The 23135-nt window shown below is 67.7% G+C and carries 24 protein-coding genes; 11 read left to right on the plus strand and 13 right to left on the minus strand.

From position 1 onward, the window contains the following. Positions 1 to 372, plus strand: a 372-nt coding sequence (locus VFV09_15865) for a DNA alkylation repair protein (GenBank protein ID HEU4869188.1), incomplete at its 5' end; no start/stop codon positions are given. On the opposite strand, the gene VFV09_15870 is transcribed toward VFV09_15865, so the two are convergent. After that, entirely contained in the window at positions 369 to 1259 is an 891-nt protein-coding gene (locus tag VFV09_15870; protein ID HEU4869189.1) for a serine protease, read from the minus strand. The genes VFV09_15865 and VFV09_15870 overlap by 4 nt on opposite strands. Before the next feature lie 44 nt (positions 1260 to 1303). Beyond that, on the minus strand, positions 1304 to 4477 hold the full coding sequence (locus tag VFV09_15875) for a BTAD domain-containing putative transcriptional regulator (GenBank protein ID HEU4869190.1): 3174 nt from the start codon (positions 4475 to 4477) through the stop codon (positions 1304 to 1306). 103 nt (positions 4478 to 4580) lie between these two features. On the opposite strand from VFV09_15875, the gene VFV09_15880 reads away from it, so the two are divergent. Together VFV09_15880 and VFV09_15885 are read left to right on the plus strand one after the other, a co-directional pair. After that, entirely contained in the window at positions 4581 to 4982 is a 402-nt protein-coding gene (locus VFV09_15880) for a nuclear transport factor 2 family protein (protein HEU4869191.1), read from the plus strand. Further along, positions 4979 to 5506 carry a cupin domain-containing protein gene (locus VFV09_15885; GenBank protein ID HEU4869192.1) on the plus strand — a complete coding sequence of 176 codons (528 nt, stop codon included), beginning with the start codon at positions 4979 to 4981 and terminating at the stop codon, positions 5504 to 5506. The genes VFV09_15880 and VFV09_15885 overlap by 4 nt, the downstream gene beginning before the upstream one ends. A gap of 1 nt (position 5507) precedes the next feature. On the opposite strand, the gene VFV09_15890 is transcribed toward VFV09_15885, so the two are convergent. Genes VFV09_15890 through VFV09_15910 form a run of 5 tightly spaced genes read right to left on the minus strand, consistent with a single transcriptional unit; the run spans position 5508 to position 9786 of the window. After that, positions 5508 to 6110: a hypothetical protein gene (locus VFV09_15890; GenBank protein HEU4869193.1), complete on the minus strand. Its 603-nt coding sequence runs from the start codon at positions 6108 to 6110 to the stop codon at positions 5508 to 5510. Between the two features lie 29 nt (positions 6111 to 6139). Beyond that, positions 6140 to 6568 (minus strand): alternative ribosome rescue aminoacyl-tRNA hydrolase ArfB, encoded by a 429-nt coding sequence (gene arfB, locus VFV09_15895; protein ID HEU4869194.1) that lies wholly within the window; start codon positions 6566 to 6568, stop codon positions 6140 to 6142. A gap of 16 nt (positions 6569 to 6584) precedes the next feature. Then, complete coding sequence (locus VFV09_15900) at positions 6585 to 7361, minus strand: HAD-IA family hydrolase (GenBank protein HEU4869195.1); 777 nt, start codon at positions 7359 to 7361, stop codon at positions 6585 to 6587. Positions 7362 to 7371: 10 nt separating this feature from the next. After that, entirely contained in the window at positions 7372 to 8970 is a 1599-nt protein-coding gene (locus VFV09_15905; GenBank protein HEU4869196.1) for a DNA polymerase Y family protein, read from the minus strand. Between the two features lie 3 nt (positions 8971 to 8973). Continuing rightward, a complete protein-coding gene (locus VFV09_15910; protein HEU4869197.1) occupies positions 8974 to 9786 on the minus strand; it encodes a hypothetical protein in 813 nt (270 codons plus the stop codon). Positions 9787 to 9849: 63 nt separating this feature from the next. Here VFV09_15910 and VFV09_15915 point away from each other — a divergent pair, with 63 nt between their 5' ends. Continuing rightward, entirely contained in the window at positions 9850 to 10239 is a 390-nt protein-coding gene (locus tag VFV09_15915) for a DUF3224 domain-containing protein (protein ID HEU4869198.1), read from the plus strand. On the opposite strand, the gene VFV09_15920 is transcribed toward VFV09_15915, so the two are convergent. Next, complete coding sequence (locus VFV09_15920) at positions 10240 to 10599, minus strand: ArsC/Spx/MgsR family protein (GenBank protein ID HEU4869199.1); 360 nt, start codon at positions 10597 to 10599, stop codon at positions 10240 to 10242. Positions 10600 to 10740: 141 nt separating this feature from the next. Between VFV09_15920 and VFV09_15925 the strand changes: the two genes are divergently transcribed. Next, positions 10741 to 12108 (plus strand): HAMP domain-containing sensor histidine kinase, encoded by a 1368-nt coding sequence (locus VFV09_15925; GenBank protein HEU4869200.1) that lies wholly within the window; start codon positions 10741 to 10743, stop codon positions 12106 to 12108. Continuing rightward, on the plus strand, positions 12105 to 12689 hold the full coding sequence (locus VFV09_15930; protein ID HEU4869201.1) for a GerMN domain-containing protein: 585 nt from the start codon (positions 12105 to 12107) through the stop codon (positions 12687 to 12689). Before VFV09_15925 ends, VFV09_15930 begins: the two co-directional genes overlap by 4 nt. Before the next feature lie 6 nt (positions 12690 to 12695). Here VFV09_15930 and VFV09_15935 read toward each other — a convergent pair whose 3' ends face one another. Next, positions 12696 to 13397 (minus strand): sigma factor, encoded by a 702-nt coding sequence (locus tag VFV09_15935; GenBank protein ID HEU4869202.1) that lies wholly within the window; start codon positions 13395 to 13397, stop codon positions 12696 to 12698. Positions 13398 to 13590: 193 nt separating this feature from the next. On the opposite strand from VFV09_15935, the gene VFV09_15940 reads away from it, so the two are divergent. Beyond that, positions 13591 to 14745, plus strand: a complete 1155-nt coding sequence (locus VFV09_15940; protein ID HEU4869203.1) for a hypothetical protein — start codon at positions 13591 to 13593, stop codon at positions 14743 to 14745. Positions 14746 to 14829: 84 nt separating this feature from the next. Further along, complete coding sequence (locus VFV09_15945) at positions 14830 to 16332, plus strand: NCS2 family permease (protein ID HEU4869204.1); 1503 nt, start codon at positions 14830 to 14832, stop codon at positions 16330 to 16332. 10 nt (positions 16333 to 16342) lie between these two features. On the opposite strand, the gene VFV09_15950 is transcribed toward VFV09_15945, so the two are convergent. Both VFV09_15950 and VFV09_15955 read right to left on the minus strand, forming a co-directional pair. Then, positions 16343 to 16765 carry a VOC family protein gene (locus VFV09_15950; GenBank protein HEU4869205.1) on the minus strand — a complete coding sequence of 141 codons (423 nt, stop codon included), beginning with the start codon at positions 16763 to 16765 and terminating at the stop codon, positions 16343 to 16345. 10 nt (positions 16766 to 16775) lie between these two features. Beyond that, complete coding sequence (locus VFV09_15955) at positions 16776 to 18107, minus strand: GAF domain-containing SpoIIE family protein phosphatase (GenBank protein ID HEU4869206.1); 1332 nt, start codon at positions 18105 to 18107, stop codon at positions 16776 to 16778. Between the two features lie 134 nt (positions 18108 to 18241). Between VFV09_15955 and VFV09_15960 the strand changes: the two genes are divergently transcribed. The 3 genes from VFV09_15960 to VFV09_15970 are packed head-to-tail and all read left to right on the plus strand — an operon-like array spanning position 18242 to position 20977. Next, entirely contained in the window at positions 18242 to 19018 is a 777-nt protein-coding gene (locus tag VFV09_15960; protein HEU4869207.1) for an alpha/beta hydrolase, read from the plus strand. A gap of 16 nt (positions 19019 to 19034) precedes the next feature. Then, entirely contained in the window at positions 19035 to 20063 is a 1029-nt protein-coding gene (locus VFV09_15965) for a TerC family protein (GenBank protein ID HEU4869208.1), read from the plus strand. A gap of 8 nt (positions 20064 to 20071) precedes the next feature. Then, entirely contained in the window at positions 20072 to 20977 is a 906-nt protein-coding gene (locus VFV09_15970; GenBank protein HEU4869209.1) for a ribonuclease Z, read from the plus strand. A gap of 4 nt (positions 20978 to 20981) precedes the next feature. Here VFV09_15970 and VFV09_15975 read toward each other — a convergent pair whose 3' ends face one another. After that, the gene (locus tag VFV09_15975) at positions 20982 to 22346 is read right to left on the minus strand and encodes a metallopeptidase TldD-related protein (GenBank protein HEU4869210.1); all 1365 of its coding nucleotides are present in this window, start codon (positions 22344 to 22346) and stop codon (positions 20982 to 20984) included. After that, positions 22347 to 23135 (minus strand): TldD/PmbA family protein (locus tag VFV09_15980; GenBank protein HEU4869211.1); only part of this gene is annotated, 789 nt, incomplete at its 5' end.

Raw genomic sequence — 23135 nt, forward strand, 5'->3', positions numbered from 1 at the left:
GACCCCGGATCTCTCGCCGTGCTGGGATTCAAAGCGGGGCTATCGGTGGAGTTGAGCGACCTCACACTGGATCCGGCTGCGCCGAATATCGGCGGCAGTGCCCGGCTTACCTTCACCATCACCTCGACGCTCCCAGAAACGCAGCCGGTGATGGTCGACTACGCCGTCCACTATGTAAAAGCCGATGGCAGCACCTCGCCCCAGGTGTTCCGCCTCGGCTCGTTGGAGATGGAGCCCGGCGTGCCGGCGACCTACAGCCGCAAGCTCAGCTTCCGGCAGATGACCACCCGCGTGCACCGGCCGGGCACCCACCGGATAGACGTGCTGACCAACGGCGCAATCGCCGGCTCTCTGGAATTCGAGCTGAGCTAACGGGCGGGTACGAGACCCAGCGGCCCCAATAGCGGGTCGAGCAGGTCGTGCAGCAGGGCGGTTACCGGGTCCTGCGCCGGAACACCGGGAGCGACGAACTGCTCTGTGCCGTTCGCCATGGTGACATCGGGAAACCCGGAGCCTCGCATGTAGTCCAGCATCCGGCTCAGGTTCCCGGCGCCGTTCAACTGACGCCTGGGCGAGTAGGTGCTCAGCACGCCGAACGCCCGGCCCTGCTCGTCGACCAGCCCGGAGCCGGAGTCGCCGGAGATCCCCGGCGGGCCCAGCTGGACGACGTGCGCCATCCCGCCCGCTCCCTGCCGCAGGCTTCTACCGCTCTTGCCGTGCGGCTGGATCCCGGTGTCGCGGATGTGGCTGCCGAAGCCAAAGACCCGCGAGTCGTCGACGACGTTCTGGACCACGCCCGTCGGGCCGCCCGAGAATCTGAGGCTGGGGTTGACCAGCCCGTAGTCGGCCGGGTCGAGCTTCACCAGGGCGAAGTCGTTGTACTGGCACTGGTTGAAGTCGGTCTCGTGCCGCTGGTCCATGGCGATCCATGAGTTGTAGGCGAGGGTGCCCGGCCGGGTAGCTCCGGCGACCCGCACCGGGGTTCCGAGCGGCAGGGAGTTGTTCACGCACCCGTCCAGCGAGCCGGCGTCGTCGTTGCTGGAGCAGTGAGCGGCCTGGCCGAGGTACACGTTGCCGGCGCTGTCGTGGAAGACGAAGTTGGCGGTGCAGATGGCGTGGCCGGTGAAGGTCGCCGCGCCGGGGCGGATGGTGGCGGAGGCGGCGGGGGCCCAGGCCGGGGTTGCAGCGCCGGCTGCAACGGGCGTGACCATCAAAAGAAGGCTTGCGAGAGCGACCAGGATCAAGAGTCGATGCTTCACCGGTTGAGTTCGTCCTTTCCGCAAGAAATCCGCCTCCATCTATGTCACCACGATTCCGGATTTACCCGGTCGAGCAGATTACGCAAGAGCCCTGCCGTTAACCAGGCACCTCCCGACTCCGCAGATGCCAGGTAGCTCGCCACCCGGCCGGCCGCTTCGGGGTCCCCGCGGGCGACCATGATCTCGGCGTGCGCCAGTTCCGCCTGGTACATCGCAAATGGAAAGCCGGCCGCCACTGCCGCCTGAACGTGCGCTTCGGCAGCTTCGAGGTTGCCTCTCGATACCTCGATCCTGGCCATGCCGCCTTCGGCGAAACACAGGAAGGCCGGCAGCCCGGCCGCCACCTCGGCGCACTCGGTAAGGAGCCGCATCGCCTCATTCAGGTCTCCGCCGACCTGGCATGCGTAGCCGAAGTTGAGCAGGGACCCTGAAAGCAGCTCGCGGTGGTTGATGGCCCGGGCGATACGCAAGGCTTCCTCGCCCTCTCTTTTGGACTCATCGATCCGGTCGAGGTCGGCCAGGATCAGGCCTCGTGCCGTCCGGCACCAGCACTCTCCCTCGGCGCTGCCGAGCTGCAGCTCGAGCTCCAGCAACTCGTCGAGTTCGTGAATCGCCTCCTCCAACCGCAGCATCATCCGCAGGCCGAGCGCCCGGAAGGTCACGGTCGGTCCGATGCGTATCAGCTTGCCGGCGTCCCGGAACAGGTCGGCGACCCTCCCCAGAAGCGCCACCCCCTCCGTAAGCTGTCCGGCGTAGACCAGGTTGAGGCCCTGCAGCTCCAAGACGTCGGCCGCGCCGTTCGCATCATCGAGCCGCCGGAACAGCTCCAGAGCCTGCCCGGCAAGAGAGTTCGCCTTGTCGAGGTTCCCGAGGTTTCCTTCGATCATCGTGCCGACGGCAAGGGCGCGGGCTCGGGCGGGAAGATCGGGTCCCGCCTCGGTTAGGGCGAGCTCGACGAGCTCGCCGGCGTGGACGTAGTCGTCGGCACCCGATATGAGCAGAGCCAGCCGGGAGAGCAGCAGCGACCGTGCGGGTCCACTATGGACTCCCGACAGTGCCGTCCGAAGGTCCTCCCGGGCTTCGGCGATCCGGCCGGTTCGAGCCCGGGCCTCCGCCCGAACCTCGAGCAACTCGGCTGCGAGCGCCGGCTCCGGGTCCAGCGCCAGCCCCGACTCGGCCAGCTCCTCCGCCTCTTTCGACGCGTAGCGGTCGAGCGCGCCCCGGCCGGCCTCGGCAAATGCCCGGGCGGCGGCGGGCTTGTCCCCGGCTCCGTCCAGGTGCCGGGCCACCTCCGACCGGTCCGCCCGCTCGCTCTCCAACGCGCCGGCCAGCAAGGCGTGCAAACGGCCCCGCTCCTCCCGGCTCATCTGTCCGGCGACGGCTTCGCCGACCAGGTCGTGGGAGGGCGACCAGCCCTGGTCCCCGAGGCGCACCAAGGTAGCCCGGCCCATCAGCTCCAGATGGTCCAGAACGGCGCTCTCGACGGTGCCGGTAGCCCGCGCCAGAAGCCTGGCGTTCGCCGGGTGGCCGAGCAGCGCCAGGGCCTTGAGCACGCCCGCCGCCGGCGCCGGCAGGGACCCGGCCCGGTCCTCGAAGGACCTTATCCTGCCCCCACGGGCCGCCTCGCGGACGCTGTCGACGGCTGAGGGCGACCGTGCCGACCACCGGTGTCCCGGCTCCGGCGCTACAACCCCGGCCGCGGCCAGGCTCCGGATCAGCTCGGATATCGCCAGTGGGGTGCCGTCGGTCTCCTCCAGGACCACCCAGCCGATCTCGGGGTTGGCGAAGAACCCCGTGATGGTCTCGCCCGGCAGCGCACCGAGCTCGATGGACGCCGCAGCCCTTGGACGCACCTCGTTCATGAAGTTGAGGACGGGCTCCGTAGGCTCACTTGACCGGTAGGCAAGGACCAGGGGCATAGGCTCGACCCGCCGGCACGCCGTGCTCAGGACCGCAAGGCTGGTTGGGTCGCACCACTGCAGGTCGTCGACCACGAGTACAGCTCTCCGGTCGACAACCTCCTGAAGCACTCGAACTGCTCCCTGCACCGCTAGCGCCCGAACGCTCTGCGGGTCGATCACCTCCCCGGCGGGTGGCAGGTCGGCCTGCAGGCCGGGAACCGCCTCTCCCAACGCTCCGGAGACACGTCCCGGCAGGCGTGAAACCGAATCCGGGAACAGCGCCACCGCCTCCTGGATCAGTGATCGGATCAGGGACCAGGGCTCGTCCCTTTCGGCGGAGAAGGCCCGGCCGTAAAGCACCGGCCGGTCGAGCCGCCGCGCGGCCTCTTTCAGCAACCGGGTCTTACCGGATCCCGGCGGTCCGTGGACCAGGACGATTCCTTCGCCGGATCCGCTCAACGACTCGACGATCAAGCCGAGCTCCGCTCCACGACCTGAGAACTCCAGCTCGCTCGGCATCGCAGGAGCCATCGTCTTGGAGTCCATGCCCGGCACCACCACGACCCCGCGAAGCAGGTCCCGCTCCAGGTCGCCGACCCCCGCCGGCGGGTCGAGGCCGAGCTCGTCCGCCATGCGGATCCGGAAGCTCCGCAAGGTCGCCAGCGCGCCTGCTGTATCACCGGAACCGGCCAGGGAACGGGCCAGCAGCAGGTGGGAGGCTTCCCGCAGCGGCTCGCCGGCGGCCGCCGACCGGGCCAGAGTTACCGCGTCGCCCGCCAGCCCGACCGCCAGGGAGGCGGCGGAAGCACCCTCCAGGGCCTCGAGATGGGCCGCGGCCAGGCAACCCCGGTACTCCTGGGCCCACTCCTCGTAGGCATCCTCCGCCAGCGGGTCTCCCGCCCAGAGGTCCAAGCCGGCCCGAAACTCCTTGAGAGCGGCGCCGTGCCGGCCCTCCTTGAGCAGCCCCCGGCCCAACCGGACCCGCTCCTGGAAGAGCTCCGCATCGACCTTGCAGCCTGCCGTCGGGTGGAACGAGTAGCCTCCCGAGCCGGTCGCGATCAGCGAGGCGTCCCCCAGAGCCCGTCTGATCCGGGCGATCATCACGTTGAGGTTTCGCTCGGGGTCTGCAGGCGCTCTGCCCGGCCACAGAGACTCGGTCAGGTAGTCACGGGTGGTCAGCTGGTCCGGCCGTGTAACCAGAAGACGAAAAAGGGTTCTCGCAAGGCGGCCGTGGAACTCGCTGGGAGGTATCTCTTTGCCTGCCCGCCGAACGGAAAACCGTCCAAGCAGGCGGATATCGAGCCCCGTTGCAGCCAATTTCAGCCCCCCGGACGGCAATAAAACTGCTACATCGGCTCCCTAGTCTTTACCGCGCAGGGGCCTTCCACAAGGCTCATCGGCATCGGACGAGGAGGGAATGGTGCAGACGGCTCAGGAAAATCCCAACGTTGCGCTGCTGGAACGCAGCTACAAGAGCTTCGCTGCGGGCGATGTCCCGGCGGCGCTGGAACTGTTGGGCGACGACATCGTGTTTCACGTCCCGGGCGACAGCCTGCTTGCCGGCGATCACACGGGAAAACCCGCGGTCGGCGCGGCGTTCGGTAGGTTCAAGGAGATGTCCGGCGGGACGTTCAAGCTCCAGCCGCGGGAGATATTCGCCAACGACGACTACGGCACCGTGCTTTCCGAAACCACCGCCGCCCGCCATGGGAAGACGCTTGCGGAGCAGCCGGTTCAGGTCTGGCGGTTCGAGGACGGGGTCCCGGTCGAGATCTGGCTGTACCCCCGCAACCAGAACGCCTTCGACGAGTTCTGGTCATGAAGCGTCTTGTTGTAGTGCTGGCGCTGGCTCTCGTTCTTGCCGGCTGCGAGTCGAAGGCGGCGCAGTCCGAAGCCGACCACGCCACACCGAGGCCGCACCAGGAAGTCCCGGAGGAAGAACACTTCACGCTGCAACCGCAGGACATCCGGTGGATCGACCCGCCCCCGCCGGCGGCTTTTCTGCCCGAGGGGGTAAAGCTTGCGTTCATCGAGGGTGGACCGCCGAACCTGCCGGTGCCCTACACATTCCGGCTGAAGTTCCCCCCGGGATCCAGGCTTATGCCCCACACGCACCCGACCATCGAGAAGCTGACCGTTATCTCGGGGACGCTGCATCAGGGTTTGGGTGAGGTGTTCGACCAGGCGGCATCCGAGTCGGTCCCCGCCGGAGGCTTCTCCTACCGGGCGCCCGGCATTGTGCACTTCGTCTGGTTCGACACCGAGACCGTGTTGCAGTTCAGCGGGAACGGCCCGTTCGGGTTGGAGTACGTGAACCCGGCCGACGACCCCAGGAACCAGAAGTGATCTAGGAGGCGGAGCCGTTCGATTTGGGCGGAGGCCACTGCATGGACTCCGGCGCCGGCGTTTCCGCAGTGGCCACAGGAGGCTTGACCTGGGTGAACTTCACGTCTGCGCCGGGGCCCTTGGCTTCGGGCTTCGGCGCCGGGCTGCTCACCTGCCCGGAGATTATGTTGCCGACGAAGCTTGCCACCGATGTTCCGCCTCGCTTCGGCTGAGCGGAAACGCCGCCCAGGGCCTGGCCGGTCACGGAGTTGACGACCTGTAGAACCGACCGGCCTGCGTCGGAAGCCGCCAGTTTGTCTACATATGGCTTGGCTGCCGAAGCGACCGAGGAGACTATCGTCTCAACCGCGGCGGACTCTGCCAACGAGGCGGGCTTAGTGGACGGTTTCGGGGGAGCCGGCTTCGGGATGACCGTGGTCTGTCCCTCGACCGGTGGAGGAGCGCTTGCCGCAGACTTCGACGCCGATCGGGCTGCCATCTTGTTGGAGCCGACCTCGATGACCTTGTTGGCGCCCTTGATCACGGCTCGGCGGACGATCGGGTTGCTCATGAGAGTGATCAGGGTTGCACCCTTGCCGACATTCTTAGCTTTCATTTTTGCCATGGAGCAAGTGTACCCGTGGCTCGGTTTGACTAATCTTCGGAGGAGGTGCTGCGCAGGCGCTTCAGTTGCCCCCGGGCCTTCTTCGACGCCAGACGGCGCTCCTGGGCGCCCTTGCTGGGTTTGGTCGGCCGCCTCGGCGCCGGAGGCGGGCGAAGAGCGTCGGCCATGATCGACGACAGCCTCGCGATGGCCAGCTCGCGGTTCTGGGCCTGGCTGCGCTCCTCGGAGGCGATGACGTGCAGTTTGCCCTCGCCGTCGAGGCGGCCGGCGAGGTTGCGCATCGCCCGGAGGCGCTGGTGGGGCCCGAGCGCCGGGGAGCCGGTCACGTCGAAGATCACCTCGACCTTCGTGTCCCGGGTGTTGACGTTCTGGCCGCCCGGTCCGCCGCTGCGGGAGAACTTCAGCTGCAGCTCGTTTTCAGGGATGGTCAGCGTGGGCGTGACCCGGATGTCGCTCATCGTTCAAGGGTAGCGGCTACCGATGCTGCCAGCGGCGGTGCAACTCCTCGACCAGCTCCGGGGTCAACCTCTCACCTACCTCCAGACCCAGCGGGTTGGAGAGCACGGTCAGCGGAGCGCCATCGTCGCCGTAACTGTCGACCACCAGGTCGGCGCCCTCCAGCGACTCGATGGAGGCGTACTCACCCCGAACCGCAAGGCACGGCCCGCCCGTGGCCCTGGCCGAGCGCACGCCGTTCTTGGAGTCCTCCACCATCACCACCTGATCCGGCTCCAGCTCGAGGCGGCGAAGCGCCTCCTGGAACAGGTCGGGCGCGGGCTTGAGGTTCTCCACGTCGTTGCCGGTGACGACGACCTCGAACGGCTTGAAGCCGCCGTCGTCGCTCAGGTGTTTGACCAGCGGGTGGACCCAGTTGTTGGTGCCGGTCGTAGCAACTGCCGTGCGGAAGCCGGCCTCCTGGATCGACTTTATGAACCGGTAGACGCCGGCCCGGCCGGGAATCTCGCCGGCCAGGATGGTGTCGACGAACAGCTGGGTTTTGCTCGGGTGCAGCTTTTTGGCAACCTCGCGGGCTTCGTCCAGGTCGTAGTTCTCGTACTCGTTCAGGTAGCGGGCGATTCGGCGGTCGCCTCCGGTGGTCTTGACGAGCTCCCGGTAGAGCTCGTCGCTCCAGCTGTAGGAGTACCCCTCCTGGGCGAACGCCTTGTTGAATGCAACCCGGTGGCCGTGCCGTTCGGTCTCGGCCAGGGTTCCGTCTACGTCGAAGACGACTGCTTCAAGTGGTTTTGTCATGAGCTAGAGACTAATCGTAGGCGGCCTCCAGCCACCAACGGCCCTCCTCGAACGCCACCAGGTAGGCGTTGTTGTCGGCGCACGCCACCTGCATCCGCACCAGTTGCCGGCTGGCCTTGGGGTCCCACCACCTCTCGTTGACCGGCCACGGGCCCGCCCAACCGGTGACCTCCAGACGCCGGGCGCCCAGGGTGACGGTGGTGGGGCTGGCGGACAGCCGGTCGCCGGCGACCCCGAGCGCTTTGCCGCTGCCGTCCAGCACCCCGACCCTTTTTCGATCGGAGTACACCAGCGCCGGCGACGGAGCGGGGACGTTTCCCGGCCAGGGGGCCTCGGCCAGGAACTCGGGGACCGCGGAGCGGTTGAGCAGGTCGACCGCGTCGGCGGGGACCAGGCGGAATTTTTCGTCCGGCCCCCGGCCGCCCTTGTACTCGGGGACCACGACAGCCTCGGGGCCGAGCAGGCCCTGCAGCCGGGCGATGCCCCGTGCGGCCCGGCGGCCGGGCTCGGTCTGGCCGCCCCAGAAGCTGAGCTGCACGCCCGGGTGGGCGGTGACCTCCTCCGGGACGATCGTGATCTTCGCCAGGGCGCTGCCCGGCCGGGCGTTGGAGGACCCGGTGGCCGCTCCGGCTGCGTCGCCCGAGCCGCCGGTGAGCCACCCGTCGAGCTGCCAGCGCATCCGCTGGGCGATGGCGCCCGGGCTGAACCCGCCGTCCAGCCGCCAGGTGCGGGAGAAGGTCTGGCCGTCCTCGGTGGTGGCCTCGATGACCACCTTGTTGCACGCCAGCCCCTCGGCCTCGAGCTGCCCGGCGAGCCGGTCGGCCAGCCCCTTTCCGGTAAAGACGGCGATGTCGGAGCGGTCGGTGGGCGGGTCCAGCTCCTCGCTGAGCTCCGTAAGCATCCGGTTGTCGCGGGGGACGAAACGGTGCTCGTCGGCCCCGGCTGCCTGGCGGTGGGCCTCGACTCCGTCGTACCCGAAGCGGCCGAGGACGTCGGCGCTGGGGATGGCGGCGAACGCCCCCAGGGTCTTAAGGCCCAGCCGGCGGAGCAGGTCGGCAAGGTCCGGGCGGCCCAGCAGCGACACCGGCTGGGGGGCCAGGAACTCGGGCGACGTTCCGGCCTCCACTATCACCGGCTCCCCGGAGCGCAGGCTCTTCCGGGCGGCGGCGGTTGCCGCGAACAGCCCGTCGGCGATCCCCAGGCCGAAGCACCTCTCCTGGCGGACGGTTGCGGTGATGGTCGCTAGCACCTGGGCGGACAGGGAGTCCTCGCCCCCGAAGTAGCGGGCGCAGGCTTTGGTGGCGAACAGGCAGGTGCCGGGCCGCAGGATCTCGATGAAAGGCGTGAAGCCGTCCAGGGCCCCCAGGATCTTCTCGAACTCCCGGGCCTCCCGCGCCGGGTCCGGCTTGACGGTGAGCAGCGTGGGGCAGCGGCTCTCGGCCTCCCGGCGCCTAAGGCCCACCGTGACCCCTGCGGTAGCGGCGCTGGGCGTCCCCACCGTCACCCGGTTGGCTTCGATGACCACCGCCGGCGTGCTCCGGGCGACCCCGGCCGCCAGCAGCGGCCACCACGGGCAGCCGAGGACCAGGACCCGCTGGCTTTCCACCATGGGTTAGCCCGACCGAAGGGCGGGAACCGGGAACGGTCCGATCCGCTCGGCGCCGGGCACAAAAGGCCGCTCCGAAGCGGTCCCGGAAAGGAGGTCGGGCGCCCCGGTGGCCGGCGGCCCGGCGGGGGCAATCGGCAGGACGTTGTCCGGCTGCTCCACCCTCACCCGGCCCTCACCGTCGGGCAGCCACAGGGCGGTCCGGTAGGGCATAGGGGAGCGCCGGCCCCCGGTCTCGACCTCCAGCCGCCGGGCGGTCAGCCGCCCGTGGCCGGCCCCCAGCCCCTCCCAGTGGGAGCCGGAGACGGTGAGCCGGACGTCGGCCGCCTCGTTCCATGGACTGCGTATCCCGGTGGCAACCGGGATCAGCACCGACTTCCGGTCCCGGTTCCGCATCCCCAGCCGCCGGGCCATGGCGCCGGACACGTCGGGCCAGCCGACCAGGACCACGTCGAACGCGTCGATCAAAGCGGCCGCCACCGTGGGCCAGAGGGCCGCCGGGGGAGGGGCGATCAGGATCAATCGCTCCAGGACCACGCCCAGCTCGGCCGCCGAGGCGACCCCCAGCGAGGGGATCCCCACCGCCGCTACCCACGATCCGGCTTTCGAAGCGCCGGCCGCCAGCGCCAGCGCCAGCGAGTTGGTCCCCGGCCCGCCCTGGACCGACAGGGTGAACCCCCGCTGTAGGCTGCCGAAGGGGAGGATCGATTCGAGGGCGGGCAGAAGGGGAAGGACGTGCTCGCCGGCCAGGGAAACCGGGCGTGCGAGCTCGGTTAGCTCGCCCAGCCGTTCTGCGGAAGTTATCCGAGCTGCGTCCATAGGGACCATGTATTATCGAACATATGTTCGATCCGGTCAAAGGTGGGAAAACAGGGGGAAACTATGCCGGAAGCCACAGGAACTTTTGCGGTTCACAACTGGGAGGGCGAGACCTACGAGGAGCACGAGGGCGCCGTTCTCAGCCGCGCCAGCCTCACCAAGACCTTCGAAGGGGACTTCCAGGGGACAAGCACTGCCGAGTTACTGCTGGCCGAGGCGAACAACGCCCGTGCCTACGTGGGTATGGAGAGGCTGGACGGCACCGTCGGAGGAGCCTCCGGGACGTTCGTGGTCATGCACTCGGCCAGCCAGGTCATGAACGGCAGCGAGTGGCTAAAGGTCGACATCGTCCCCGGATCGGGCACCGCCGGACTGACCGGCATCACCGGTTCCATGAAGATCACCGTCACCGAGGACGGCGGCCACACCTATCAACTGATCTACGAGGTGTAGCTAGCTCGCCTGCGGCTCCAGGATCTCCAGGACCTTCTCGGCCGGCCGGGCGATGACCGCCTTGTCGTCCACGATCACGATCGGGCGCTGGATCAGGATGGGGTGCTCCGTCATCGCGTTGATCAGCGTCTCGCGGTCGGCGGACGCCAGGTTCAACTCCTGGTAGACGGGTTCTTTGGCCCGCATCATCTCCTGGGGGTCGTCGATTCCGAGCAGGCCCATGACCTCTTCGATCTGCTCCCTCGAAGGAGCCTGGTCGAGGTAGTGGACGTAGTCGGCGCCGATGTTCCGGACCTCGAGGATGCCCTTGACGGTCTGGCAGTTGGTGCAGTCGGGATTAAAGAACACTGAGTTATTCATAACTCGATATTACCCACAGAACTCAGGTCAAACCCGCCGGAGAGCTTTTTGCCTACCGGCTGGCATGATGGAACGGAAGACTTTTCGCAGTAACGGCCCGGCGGGCGAAAGCGGAGGATCCATGCGCCAGGTGCCAAAGTTTTGAAGGGCCCGGTCAGTTCGCTCGGGCTCCGGGCCCGGGCAACCCTTGCCTGGGGCATCATCGCCCTCGTCCTGTCGGCGGCCCTGGCCACGTTTGCCTACCAGGTGACCCGAGACCAGCTCATCGAGGAGCGGCAGGAGAACGCCCTCACCCAGGGGTACCTGAACGCCCGGCTGGTCCGCAACACCCTCATGGCCGGCGAGCCGCAACTGAGCGAAGCCCTGTCGGCGGTGGGCGGCAGCGCCCAGTCCGTGGTCCTGACCCGGGTGGGCGGTGAGTGGTTCTCGGGGTCGGTCGGCATCGGCCCGAACAGCCTGCCGCCGTCGCTCAGCGGGGCGGTGGCGTCCGGGCGGGCAGCGCGGCAGCTGGTGGAGGTCGACGGGCGGCCCTTCGCCGGCATCGGGGTGGCCATCCCCGCCTTCAACGCCGGCTACTTCGAGCTGGTGCCGATGGACGACATCGACCGGACGCTCGACGGCCTGGCCCGGGGGCTTGCGCTGTCGGCCCTTGTCGCGACGCTGGCCGGAGCAGCGATCGGCTGGCTGGCGAGCGGCCGGATCCTGAAGCCCCTCCGGCAGTTCACCTCGGCCGCCGAGAGCATCGCCGAGGGCAGCTTCGACACCCGGATCAAGACCACCGACGACCGGGATCTTCGGGTCCTGGCGAGGAGCTTCAACCGGATGGCCGACGCAGTGCAGGAGCGAATCGACCGGGAGTCCCGGTTCACCTCCCAGGTCAGCCACGAGCTCCGCAGCCCGGTGGCGGCCCTTTTCTCCGCCATCAACGTCGCCCGCCGCCGGGCCACCAAGGCGACCGCGGGGACCCTGGACGAGATGGAGCGGCGGGTTGGAGACCTGCACCGGCTGGTAGAGGACCTGCTGGAGCTCTCCCGGGTCGAGGCCGGGGTCGCGGGCATGCAGATCGAGCCGGTCGACCCGGCGCAGCTGGCCCGAAGCCTGCTGGAGCGGATGGGCAAGTCGATGGTTCCGGTCGAGGTCGACGAAGGCGTTCCGTCGACTCTCCAGGCCGACCCGCGCCGGCTGGCGCAGATGCTGCAGAACCTGATCGACAACGCCGACCGTTACGGCGGGGGCGTCATGCGGATCCACATCACCGGCGAGGCCGGAAAGGTGCTGTTTGCAGTCGAGGACCACGGCCCAGGTGTCGCCGAACATGAGCGCAACTTCATCTTCGAGCGCTTCGCCCGGGGGGAGACCGCCGCCGTCGCAGGCCACAGCGGCGCCGGGCTCGGCCTGGCTCTGGTCACCGAGCACGCGATCCTGCACGGCGGGAGCGTGCGGCTGGAGGACCGGGAAGGCGGCGGCTCCCGTTTTGTCGTCGAGCTCCCGGAGGGTGGTCCGGCGTGAGGCGGCTGATCCTCATGCTGCTCGTCGCCGCCCTGGCCGGGTGCGGCGTGCCCACCGACGACGGGGCGGAAACAATGGACGACGTGCCCTTCGGGCTGCTCGACCCCCAGGCGTCCGAACCGGCCGATTCGGCCGCGCCTCCCGAGGGCCCGGCGGTGCAGATCTACCTGGTCGACGCCTCCGGGCAGCGGCTGGTACCGGTCGAGCGCCGGCTGGGAGAGGGCGAAGCTTCGCTGCCCGACGTAGTGGACGCACTCCTGGAAGGTCCCACCCGGACGGAGCGCCGGCAGGGGCTGAGCACCGCATTCGTCGACGACGACGCCGTCGGCGCCTCCGATCTCGTCGGAGGAGTTGCCAGCGTCGACCTGACCCAGCCGTTCACCGTGCTCGACGGGCCGACCCAGCGGCTGGCAATCGCCCAGATGGTTCTGACCCTCACCGGCCGCCCGGGTGTCGGCCGGGTGGCGTTCACCCTGCAGGGGCAGCCGATCGACATCCCCCGCGGTGACGGCACGCTGGCGCAGGGCTCGGTTGCCCGGGACAACTACCGCGAACTGCTTCCCGCAGCGCCCGCCTCCTGAGCCGGCTCAGGCGATCCGCAACAGCTCCCGGACCTCGTCCTGCCCCAACCTCATCTCGGCGGCGATCTCCTCTACCGAGGGTTCCCGCACCCTCTTGTGCCTAAGCTCGGTTTGAACCCTGAGCATCCGGTTCAGGTCCTCCGCTCTCGCCGCGGGGAGGCTGATCCTCAGCGTTTGGGCATCGAGGGCCCGCCTGATCGCGCGGTGCACTTCCCAGGTAGCGAAAGCCCCCAGACTGAATCCGAGCCCGGGCGGGTAGGTGTCCAGCGCCTTGAGGAGCCCAAGGTTGCCTTCGGCGACCAACGAGCCAAACGGCAGCCCCCGCCCCCGGTACTGCCCGGCTACCCGAACGACCGTTTTCTGGTTGGTCTCCATCAACAGCCTGCGGGCGGGCAGCTCTTCCGCCAGGCCACCACATTGGATCAGCTCGGCCAGGTAGGCCTCCCGCTTCTCGGATATTGCAGGTTCCCGGTCAACGCGAGCGAGATAGCCGTCCGGCATTTCCTCCTCGATATCCGGGCTTTCCTGGGAAGAGTCGGGTTCTTCGACGATCGCCGCCCCGGCGCCGCTGATTCGGCGGTAGACGTCCACGACCTGATCGCCATCCAGAGGCAGGTGGCCCAGGGATCGGGCGATTACATCGGCGTCTATACGGCCCGCTTCGGCGGCTTCGGAGACAAGGTGTTGGACTTCCGGCAGGTTTTCCATACGTTGACCCCCCATCAACAATGTCACCTACACAATGCCACCGAATCGCGGCGATTGCTTCTTGTGCCGGGCCCTGAGCCGATTGGGAGTCCGAGCGGTTCCGGCGGGGCTCGCCCTACTGCTGCACCCCGTTGTGGATGGCCCCCTGACCTTCATATAATTCGCCCCGGCACGTCCTCTCCAAGGGTCCCGGATGAAGCGCTTTGCCCCAAGTCTGACGCTCCTGATGCTGCTCTTCGCCTGCCGGCCGGAGGTCGGTTTCGAAGCCCCGATCTCACTGCCGATCCGCGTAGATGCAACCGATGCTTCCCGGGGTCCGTCGCTGATCAGCTTCTTCCCCCGAGACTCGGTCGCCCGGCCCGGCGACACGCTTGTCTTCGAGGTCGAGGGAGTTGGTGAGCCGCACGTAATCGCCATGGGCACTCTGGTAAACGAGGGACTGGCGGCGCTTGACCGGGTCAAGCCGGCCACGCTGAAGGAGTACTTCCTGGGAGAGCCGGAGGAGATGTACAAGCTGCCCAGCGTCTTCGCCGCGACCGCCGATTACAGGCCTGAGAACCAGGCTGCGGGCCAGCCATGCTTCCTCGACAGCGGCGATCCCCCGATGCCGGATCCATGTCCGGAGCGTGACCAGCCGGCATTCGACGGAACCCAGAGCTTCTACAGTAGCGGGATGTTGCGGGAGGGATCCGACTACCAGGTGCCGCTCGCCGAGGATCTGGCGCCCGGAACCTACCGGTTCATGTGCCTGATCCACCGAGGAACGATGAGTGGGCAGGTGAAGGTGGTCGGCGAGGAAACGGAGCGACCCGGCGCCGAAGATGCCTCCGCCCGGGCGCGTCGCGAGATCTCGACCTCCCTGGCCAACCTCGAGCCCGCAACTGCATCTGCAGGCTCGGCCACGTCCACAGATGCTGCTGCGGGGACCGAGTCGGGCAAGAGTCCCTTCGAGCTGGCGATGATTTTCGGCCCGGACGAGGTCACCATCCCGGCCGGCGACAGCATCACCTGGCGGTTCACCGTCTGTCACACCATCTCCTTCAACCCGCCGGCCGAGGCCTTCGGCGACCTCAAAAAGGAGAAGGACGGGTCCGTGAGGCTCAACCCGATGGCCTACACCCCGTCACAGGCCCCTCCGGTCCCGGCGCTCAGCTTCGATCCGAGCGCTCCGCCCCTGGATTTCGATGCGGGAACCTGGGACGGGAACGGGTTCTTCAACTCGGGGGGCATCTGTGCCCTGGCGAAGGAGGATTTCTCTTACAAGCTCACCTTTTCCCGCCCCGGCGATTACGAACTGCGGTGCCTGTTTCACCCGTTCATGCGAGGGACGGTCAAAGTTGTGGGCTAGCAGAAAACCCTTGTCCCACCACCCTCCGCTAAGTAAGAATCCGAGCCAGGTTCTATCCGGGCGGTCGGACGCAGGTTCATCGACATGGATGAGCGCGACGAGGTAGCGACAACCGAGGAGGAAACGGCCGAAGAAAAGGCCGACAGGCGGGCCGAAGACACGGCCGCCCCCACCTCGCCCCTCGACCGCTACTTCGGAATCACCGCCGCCGGTTCGTCGGTGAAGACCGAGGTCATCGCCGGCTTTACCACCTGGATGACCATGGCCTACATCCTGTTCGTGAACCCGTCGATCCTGGGAGCGGTCCCGGATCGGGACGGGCTCAGCCTGGCCTTCCCGCTGGTCCTGACTTCCACCGCACTGGCGGCCGCGGTCAGCACCCTGGCGATGGGGCTGATCGCCAAGTACCCGTTCGCGATCGCCGCCGGTCTGGGTCTGAACGCAGTTGTGGCGTTCCAGCTGGTGGCCGGCGGGGGGTTGAGCTGGCCGGAGGCGATGGGGGTGATCGTCACCGAGGGCCTGATCATCCTGGTCCTGGTCCTGACCGGGTTCCGGGAGGCGGTGATGAATGCCATCCCGCTTGCATTGAAACAGGCGATCGGGGTGGGAATCGGCCTGTTTATCGCCTTCATCGGGTTCATCAACGCCGGGTTCGTCGGCAAACCGGAGACCCCGACACTGCTGGTCGAGCTCGGCCGGGGAGGGGAGTTGCGGGGCCTGCCGGTGGCCGTGTTCGTGATCGGCCTGCTGCTCACCGCCTACCTGGTCGCCCGCGGGATCCGGGGAGCCCTGCTGATCGGCATCCTGGGGACCACGGTCTTCGCCATCCTGTTGAACGAGCTGTTCGCCGGCGGCAACGGGTGGCCCGAGTCGCTTCCTTCAGCCGCGCAGTTCCCGGAACGGGTCGTCGCGTTCCCGGCGGGTGAGAACTTCAGCCTGATCGGAGACTTCTCGTTCGGCTACTTCGGCCGGCTCGGGGCCATCGCCGCGATCCTGGCCGTGTTCACGATCATGCTTTCCGACTTCTTCGACACCATGGGCACCGTAGTCGGGCTGGGCGCCAAGGCCGGCTACCTCGACGCCGACGGCCGCCTCCCGCGGTCACGGCAGGTGCTGCTGGTCGACTCCGCTGCGGCGGCGGTCGGCGGCGCCTTCAGCGCCTCGTCGAACACCACCTACATCGAGAGCGCCTCCGGCATCTCCGAGGGCGGCCGGACCGGCCTCACGGCGACCGTGGTGGGCCTGTTGTTCCTGGTCTCGGTGTTCCTGTGGCCGCTGGCCGACGTGATCCCGCCGCAGGCCACCGCCCCGGCGCTGATCATCGTCGGCTTCCTGATGATGGAGATCATCCGGGAGATCCCGTTCGAGCGACACGAGTTGGGGATCCCCGCCTTCCTGACGATGGTCGTCATGCCGTTCACCTTCTCCATCACCAACGGGGTGGGTGCCGGCTTCGTGAGCTACACCGTGATCAAGCTGCTGAGGGGCGAAGCCCGGGACGTCCACTGGATGATGTACCTCTCCAGCGCGGCCTTCGTCATCTACTTCGCGATCTACTACGTGAGGTCCGCTTTCGGCGTCGGGTAGGAGTTCCGGGCTAGCGCGGCCAGAAGTCGGCGTTGGCGATCTCCAGCAGGTTGCCCGAGGGATCCCTGAAGTAGAACGACGACCCGAGCGGGCTCTTTCCGGTCTGGCCGGGCGGCCAGTCGACCTCCTCCAGGATCTCCACCCCTTCGGTCTCCAGGTGCGCCCGCCATGCCGCGTAGGCGGACATCGGGACCAGAAAGCAGACATGGCCCGGACCGGTGGCGCCGTGGGGCGGCAGGGAGCCCGGCTTACCGGTGGCCTCGGCGTCGAACAGCAAAAAGACGCTGGTCCCGGCTCGCAGGAAGATCTGACGGCCCGGTGTCTGGCCGACGACCTTCATGCCCATCACCTCGGAGTAGAAGCGGCGCGTCTCCTCCTCGTCGGTGTAGTAGAGGACGGTTTCGAGGACGCCCGACATCTCCGGCGCACCCACGGACCGATCTTTAGTGGACGCGCACTGCGAGGACGCAGATGTCGTCCTCCCGGCTGGCGGTCTTGAGCCGCCAGTCCAGGATCTGGCTGCACAACGTCTCAGGCGAAAGGTCGTCGAGGCTCTCCACGAACTCCCGGAGCGCATCCATGCCCTCGTCCAGGGTGTGGCCCCGCAGCTCCACCAGGCCGTCGGTGTACAGCAGGAGCGTAGTGCCGGGGCGCAGGAACTTGGACTCGGACTTGTACTGCCAGCCCGGATCGGCTCCGAGCAGCACGTCGCTGGCGTCGGGTAGCAGGAATGCGGTTTCCCCGATGCGGCACCGCAGAACGGCCGGGTGGCCGGCGTTCGTCCGGTTGATGATCCCGGTCTCCTCGTCCCAGACGGCGACGATGCAGGTGGCCGTCTCGTCCGGCTCCAGGCGGCACAACATCCGGTTGAGACGGGTGACGATGGTTTCCGGGGTCGGGTCCTCGTCGGCGAAGGCCCGGACTGCGTTGCGGAGCTGGGCCATTACGGCAGCCGACTGCAGGCCGTGTCCCCCGACGTCGCCGACCACAAGGCACATGCCCCGGTCGACCGGGAAGGCGTCGTACCAGTCGCCGCCCATGGGGGCGTCGAGAGCGGGAAGGTAGGTGGCTGCCAGCTCGAGGCGGGCACTCTGCGGCAGGACCGCCGGCAGGAAGGCCTCCTGCAGGACGTGGGCGTCCGCCTCCTCTTTGGCGGTCTGGTGGCCTCGATCCTGCTCGAAGATCGCCCGGTTCAGCGCCTGCGCTCCGAGCTCGGCGATCAGCTCCAGCCTGCGAACCTGCGTCTCTCGGAACTCCTGCGGAGCTTTCCACCCGAAGCCGATGCACCCCAGAGTTCTTCCCTCGGCGGTTACCAGCGGCACCGAAGCGGTCGCGCTGAGGGATGCAGCCACCGTCTCCGGGAGCATCACAGGGTATTTCTCCGCCGTCTCTTCGGCCGAGTGCAGCAGGACGGTGGTCCCGGTCCGCATTGCGTCGCACAGGGGGAGGTTCTCGGTGATGTGGAACTCTGCCCACCGGTCCGCCCACCGGGCTACCAGTGCCGGGTCGACGCTCACTCCGCTGACCACCCGCACGTAGTCCTGATCGGCATCGAGAACCGCCACATTGGAGAACGAGGCCCCGGCTGCCGCGGCGGCGTTGTCGGCAAGGGCGACCGCCACCTCGTACGGCGTCACGGCCGCCGAGAGAGCTATCGCGGTCCGCCAGATGGCGTGCTCGTTGACCGGTCCTTCGACATCGGGATAGGAGTCGACATCCGAAGCCGATAGCTTCATCTTTGGATCCGTCGGCGCGTCGGCGAATTCAGTGGACATGGGCGTACCTTACGCACTTCGTGGGGATGCCGTTTCTGGACGCCCGATCGCGGAGAAGGCTACACCTAAAGCGTACCTGCATTGGCGAGCCATTTGTCCACGGAATTTCCGGGGGCGGGTATCGTGGAGGGTAATTGAGCCCCTCCTTCCCCACCACCGTGCACCGGTACGGACCGCACCCGTCCCAGTTCGGCCATCTGAGCCTCCCGGCGTCGGAGCCTCCCCACCGCGCGGTGATCCTGTTGCACGGGGGGTTCTGGCACCGCCCCTGGGGCCTAGATCTGATGTTCGACGTCGCCGGCGACCTGTTGAGGCGAGGCCTGGCCGTGTGGAACCTGGAGTACCGCCGGGTCGGGGAGCCGGGCGGGGGCTGGCCGGGGACGTTCGACGACGTGCTTGCCGGGTTCGATGCGCTGGCCGGACTCCCCGAGGCGGCCGCACTGGACCTGTTTTCGATAGGGGCGGCCGGGCACTCTGCGGGCGGTCACCTGGCGCTCTGGCTGGCCGCGGAGCGGGGACCCAGGGCCGGGGGCGCTGCGGTTGTCACCGCGGCAGTGGGCCTGGCTGCCGTTCCCGACCTGCGTTATGCCTGGGAGTCCGGCACCGGCGATGGGGCCGTTGAGGCACTGCTCGGCGGACCGCCGCACGTGGTTGCCGAGCGGTACCGCTTCGCCTCCCCTGCCGAGCGCCTCCCGATCGGGGTCCGGCAGCTGCTCGTCCACGGGGAACGGGACCGGGTGGTGCCGCCCGGCCTGAGCAGGCGTTATGTCGCAGAGGCCAGGGCCTCCGGGGACCAAGCCGCAGTGCAGATCGTTCCGAAGACAGGGCACATGGATGTCATCAAACCGGCCGGTTCTTCGTGGCAATTCGCCGCCGGCTGGCTGCAAACGGTAAACACCGGACCGATTTGATGGGAAGATCGAAGGTATGACGCTCGCCGCCCAACTCGCCACTGCGTCGAGCTCCAGCCAGAATTTCGCAGACTTCGACGTCCCGGCGTCGATCTGGGTCTTCTTCACCGTGGGAATCACGACGCTTTTGTTGCTCGACCTCCTCCTGGTGCACCGCAAGCCGCACGTGATCACCTTCCGCGAAGCGGCTATCGAGAGCATCGTCTGGATCTCCATCGGCGTCAGCTTCACCGCGGTGATGTTCTGGTGGCAGGGGGGACAGGCGGCGGGGGAGTACATCGCCGGCTACCTCATCGAGAAGAGCCTTTCGGTGGACAACGTGTTTGTCTGGGCGGTGCTGTTCTCGTTCTTCGCCGTACCGGCGAAATACCAGTTCCGAGTGCTGTTCTTCGGCGTTTTCGGAGCACTGGTCCTGCGTGCGGTCTTCATCTTCGCCGGCGTGGCGCTGATCGAGCGCTTCGACTGGATCCTCTACGTCTTCGGCGCCTTCCTGGTTTTCACGGCGTTCAAGATTGCCCGGCACTCCGACAACGAGGTCCATCCGGAGCGCAACCCTGTCCTAAAGCTGGTCAGAAAGGTCATACCGACCACCACGGAGTACCACGGCCAGAAGCTGTTCACGATCGAGAACGGCCGCCGGATGGCCACCCCGCTGTTCACCGTGCTGGTGATGGTGGAGGCGACCGACGTGCTGTTCGCCGTCGACTCCGTCCCGGCGATCCTGGCGGTCAGCCGCGAGCCTTTCATCGTGCTGTCGTCCAACGCCTTCGCGATCATGGGCCTGCGGTCGCTCTACTTCCTGCTGGCCGGGATGGCCGACCGGTTCCGCTACCTGAACATCGGCCTGGGTGTGATATTGGGCTTCGTGGGCGTGAAGATGCTCATCTCAGGCTTCTACCACATGCCCGTTGCCATCTCGCTGGCGGTTATCGCTCTGGTTCTGGCGGTGACCATCGTCGCTTCCCTGAAAGCCGACAAGCGGGACGGGCCGTCGGCACCACAACCGGACGTGCCGGACGAAGAGTCCGATCTGCCCGCAACCTAGATAGTTCGGTGCGTGAGCTGGTGGTGCTCGGGACGGCCGGGCAGGTGCCCACCAGGGATCGCAACGTCAACGGCTACCTGCTTCGATGGGACGACGAGTCCCTGCTCTTCGACCCGGGCGAGGGGACCCAGCGCCAGATGCTGCTGGCCGGCGTCAAGGCGTCGTCGATCACCAGAATCTTCTTGACCCACTTTCACGGCGACCACTGCCTCGGCCTGCCCGGCGTGGTTCAGCGGCTTGCGCTCGACGGCGTGACCCGGCCGGTCGGCCTCTACTACCACGCCTCGGGGCACGGGTACCTGGAACGGCTGCTGGGATCGTCCGCCCACTTCAACCGCCCGCCGGTGGAGTTGCGGCCGGTGCAGGATCCCGGGATGGGCGATGCCGGGCCGCCGTTTTCGGTCACCGCCGGGCGGCTGGAGCACAACGTCCCTGTGTGGGGCTGGCGGATCGAGGAGCCGGACGGCCGCCGCATGCTTCCCGAACGGCTGGCCGAGTTCGGCATCGTCGGCCCCGCGATCGGAGAGCTCCAGCAGAACGGCTCGTTGACGGCGGGGGGCCGGACAGTGACCATGGAAGAGGTGAGCGAGGTCCGGCCGGGGCAGTCTTTTGCCTTCATCATGGACACCCGCATCTGTGACGCCGCAGTGGACCTGGCCCGGGGCGCCGACATGCTGGTCACGGAGTGCACCTATCTGAGCGACCAGGAGGAGCTGGCTGCGCGGTACGGCCACCTGACGGCAGCCCACGCGGCTACCATCGCCCAAAGGGCGGGGGCCCGGCTCCTGGTCTTGACGCACTATTCGCAGCGTTATGCCGACACGGCCCCCCTTCTGGCGGAGGCGCAGGCCATCTTCCCGGACACGGTTGCCGCCATGGATCTGCAGACCATCCCCGTACCGACCAGGCTCTGATTCGTTAAACCGACTCGCTCACCGAGCTCATGTGGAAGTCCCGAACCCTCAGCGGCGGCATCTTGGCGAAGGTGAAGTAGTCGCCCAGCTCACGGGCCAGGGTCGACTGCGACTCGCCGATTTCCGTGGTCTGCGCCAGCATGTCCAGCGGGCTCATGTTGAACCGGAAGTTGTTCACTGCGCCGGCCACCTTCCCGTCCTCGATCAGGAAAACTCCGTCCCGGGTCAGACCGGTCAGGAGCAGCGTCTGCGGGTCCACCTCCCGGATGTACCAGAGGCATGTCACCAGCAGGCCGCGTTTGGTCGAGGCGATCATCTCCTCCAGCGACGGCCCCTCGGCGGGCATGATCAGGTTCTCCATGAAGGGTTTGGCCTCCACACCCGCGGTCTTCGCCCAGTAGCGGGTGGTGATCATCCCGGTCAGCACCCCCTTGTCGATCCAGTCGATCCGGCCGGAGGTGAGGCCGTTGTCGAAAACCGACGAGTAGCTGCTCGACGACGTGGCCACCACGAACGGCGACACTTCGAACCCCGGCTCGGCCGGGTCGGAGTACAGGGAGATGCCGTCGGGGGCGATCGTCTCGCCCACCCGGTTGCCGCCGCCCGGCTTGCTGAACACGCTTCGTCCCTCGTCGGCGTCCCGGGCGGCGCTGCTCCAGTAGGCCTCGAGCACCAGGTCGGCGACGCACGAAGGCTCCAGGAGCACCTCGTAGCGGCCGGCCGGCAGAAGGACAGTGGTCTCCGACCACTCCAGCCGCTGCGCCAGCTTGCGCTCCATAGCCTCGACGTCGACGTCCTGGAAGGTAGTCGTCACCAGGCCGGCCCAGGTGGAGGCCTTGAAGTCCGGTGTCTTGGCGTTGATCTGGAACTTGCCCTCAGCGCCCGAGTGCCGGCGGCGAAGGCCGGTGGAGGTTGCCAGGTAGACGGTGCTCTGCTCGTGCTCGGCGAAGCCGAAGAGCAGATAGCCGCCATCCTCGGCCCGCTTGAAGGCGGCCGCCAGGTCGGGCGTCACCTTGGTGAACACTCCGATTCCGGTGGTCTCCGGTTCGGCGGCCCAGTCGGCAGGGACCCCGTCGCCCCCCAGCAGCGGCATCAGGTCCTCGGCCGGCGGTTTGCCCTCACACGCCTTCTCCGACTCCCGCACCAGCGATTCCAGCGTTTCGTCGGGGAAGTAGGTCCGGCCGACCGATCCCACCCGGCCGTCGATCACCGAAATCACGAACAGCTCCTGGGAGTCGGTGACCCCGTTGGTTGTCGTCGTGTTCAGGGCCCAGCGCAGGTTGGCCGACGAGTGGTGCCAGGCGATGGCTATGCACGCATCCGCCTTCGACAGTTCCAGCACCCGCTCGAGGGTCTCCTGCAACGTCATCTAGACTGCGCGCTCCTGAGCGGTGTTCAGCACGTTGACCCGGGAGAACATCGCCACCGGGGCGCCGTGGCTGACCGGCGCCACCTGGCCCGGCTGGCCCTTGCCGCAGTTGAACGCACCGCCGAGCACGTAGGTCGACGGTCCCCCGAGGCCGGCCATGCTGTTCCAGAAGTCGGTGGTGGTCGCCTGGTAGGCGACATCCTTCAGCTGCCCGTCCAGCCGTCCGTTGCGAATGCGCCAGAACTGCTGGCCGGTGAACTGGAAGTTGTAGCGCTGCATGTCGATGCTCCAGCTCTTGTCGCCGACGATGTAGATGCCGTTCTCGACGCCGCCGAGGAGGTCGCCCAGCGACACGTCATCGGCCCCCGCCTGCAGCGAGACGTTCGGCATCCTCTGCAGCGGAGCGTGGGATGCCGAGTCGGCGAAGGCGCAGCCGTTCGAGCGGCCGAAGCCCTCCTTGAGCGCCATCTGGCGGTTGAGCTGGTAGCCGACCAGCACGCCGTCGCGGATCAGGTCCCAGGTCTGCCCGGCGACGCCCTCGTCGTCGTACCCGACGGTCGCCAGCCCGTGCTCGACGGTCCGGTCCCCGGTCACGTGCATGAAGGGCGCCCCGTACTGAAGCTTGTTCAGCTTGTCGAGGGTCGCAAAAGAGGTCCCGGCGTAAGCCGCTTCGTAGCCCAGGGCCCGGTCGAGCTCGGTGGCGTGGCCGATCGACTCGTGGATGGTCAGCCACAGGTTGGACGGGTGGATCACCAGGTCGTAACGGCCCGGCTCCACCGACGGAGCCGA

Source organism: Actinomycetota bacterium, from assembly GCA_035759705.1.
GTDB lineage: Bacteria > Actinomycetota > CADDZG01 > JAHWKV01 > JAHWKV01 > JAJCYE01.

Bases quoted from the DNA above. Each gene is read 5' to 3' on its own strand.
- VFV09_15905 (HEU4869196.1), bottom strand. From the start codon at position 8,970: ATGGTGGAAAGCCAGCGGGTCCTGGTCCTCGGCTGCCCGTGGTGGCCG.
- VFV09_15900 (HEU4869195.1), bottom strand. From the start codon at position 7,361: ATGACAAAACCACTTGAAGCAGTCGTCTTCGACGTAGACGGAACCCTG.
- VFV09_15920 (HEU4869199.1), bottom strand. From the start codon at position 10,599: ATGAATAACTCAGTGTTCTTTAATCCCGACTGCACCAACTGCCAGACC.
- VFV09_15975 (HEU4869210.1), bottom strand. From the start codon at position 22,346: ATGACGTTGCAGGAGACCCTCGAGCGGGTGCTGGAACTGTCGAAGGCG.
- VFV09_15915 (HEU4869198.1), top strand. From the start codon at position 9,850: ATGCCGGAAGCCACAGGAACTTTTGCGGTTCACAACTGGGAGGGCGAG.
- VFV09_15955 (HEU4869206.1), bottom strand. From the start codon at position 18,107: ATGTCCACTGAATTCGCCGACGCGCCGACGGATCCAAAGATGAAGCTA.
- VFV09_15885 (HEU4869192.1), top strand. From the start codon at position 4,979: ATGAAGCGTCTTGTTGTAGTGCTGGCGCTGGCTCTCGTTCTTGCCGGC.
- VFV09_15890 (HEU4869193.1), bottom strand. From the start codon at position 6,110: ATGGCAAAAATGAAAGCTAAGAATGTCGGCAAGGGTGCAACCCTGATC.
- arfB (HEU4869194.1), bottom strand. From the start codon at position 6,568: ATGAGCGACATCCGGGTCACGCCCACGCTGACCATCCCTGAAAACGAG.
- VFV09_15935 (HEU4869202.1), bottom strand. From the start codon at position 13,397: ATGGAAAACCTGCCGGAAGTCCAACACCTTGTCTCCGAAGCCGCCGAA.
- VFV09_15965 (HEU4869208.1), top strand. From the start codon at position 19,035: ATGACGCTCGCCGCCCAACTCGCCACTGCGTCGAGCTCCAGCCAGAAT.
- VFV09_15945 (HEU4869204.1), top strand. From the start codon at position 14,830: ATGGATGAGCGCGACGAGGTAGCGACAACCGAGGAGGAAACGGCCGAA.
- VFV09_15910 (HEU4869197.1), bottom strand. From the start codon at position 9,786: ATGGACGCAGCTCGGATAACTTCCGCAGAACGGCTGGGCGAGCTAACC.
- VFV09_15940 (HEU4869203.1), top strand. From the start codon at position 13,591: ATGAAGCGCTTTGCCCCAAGTCTGACGCTCCTGATGCTGCTCTTCGCC.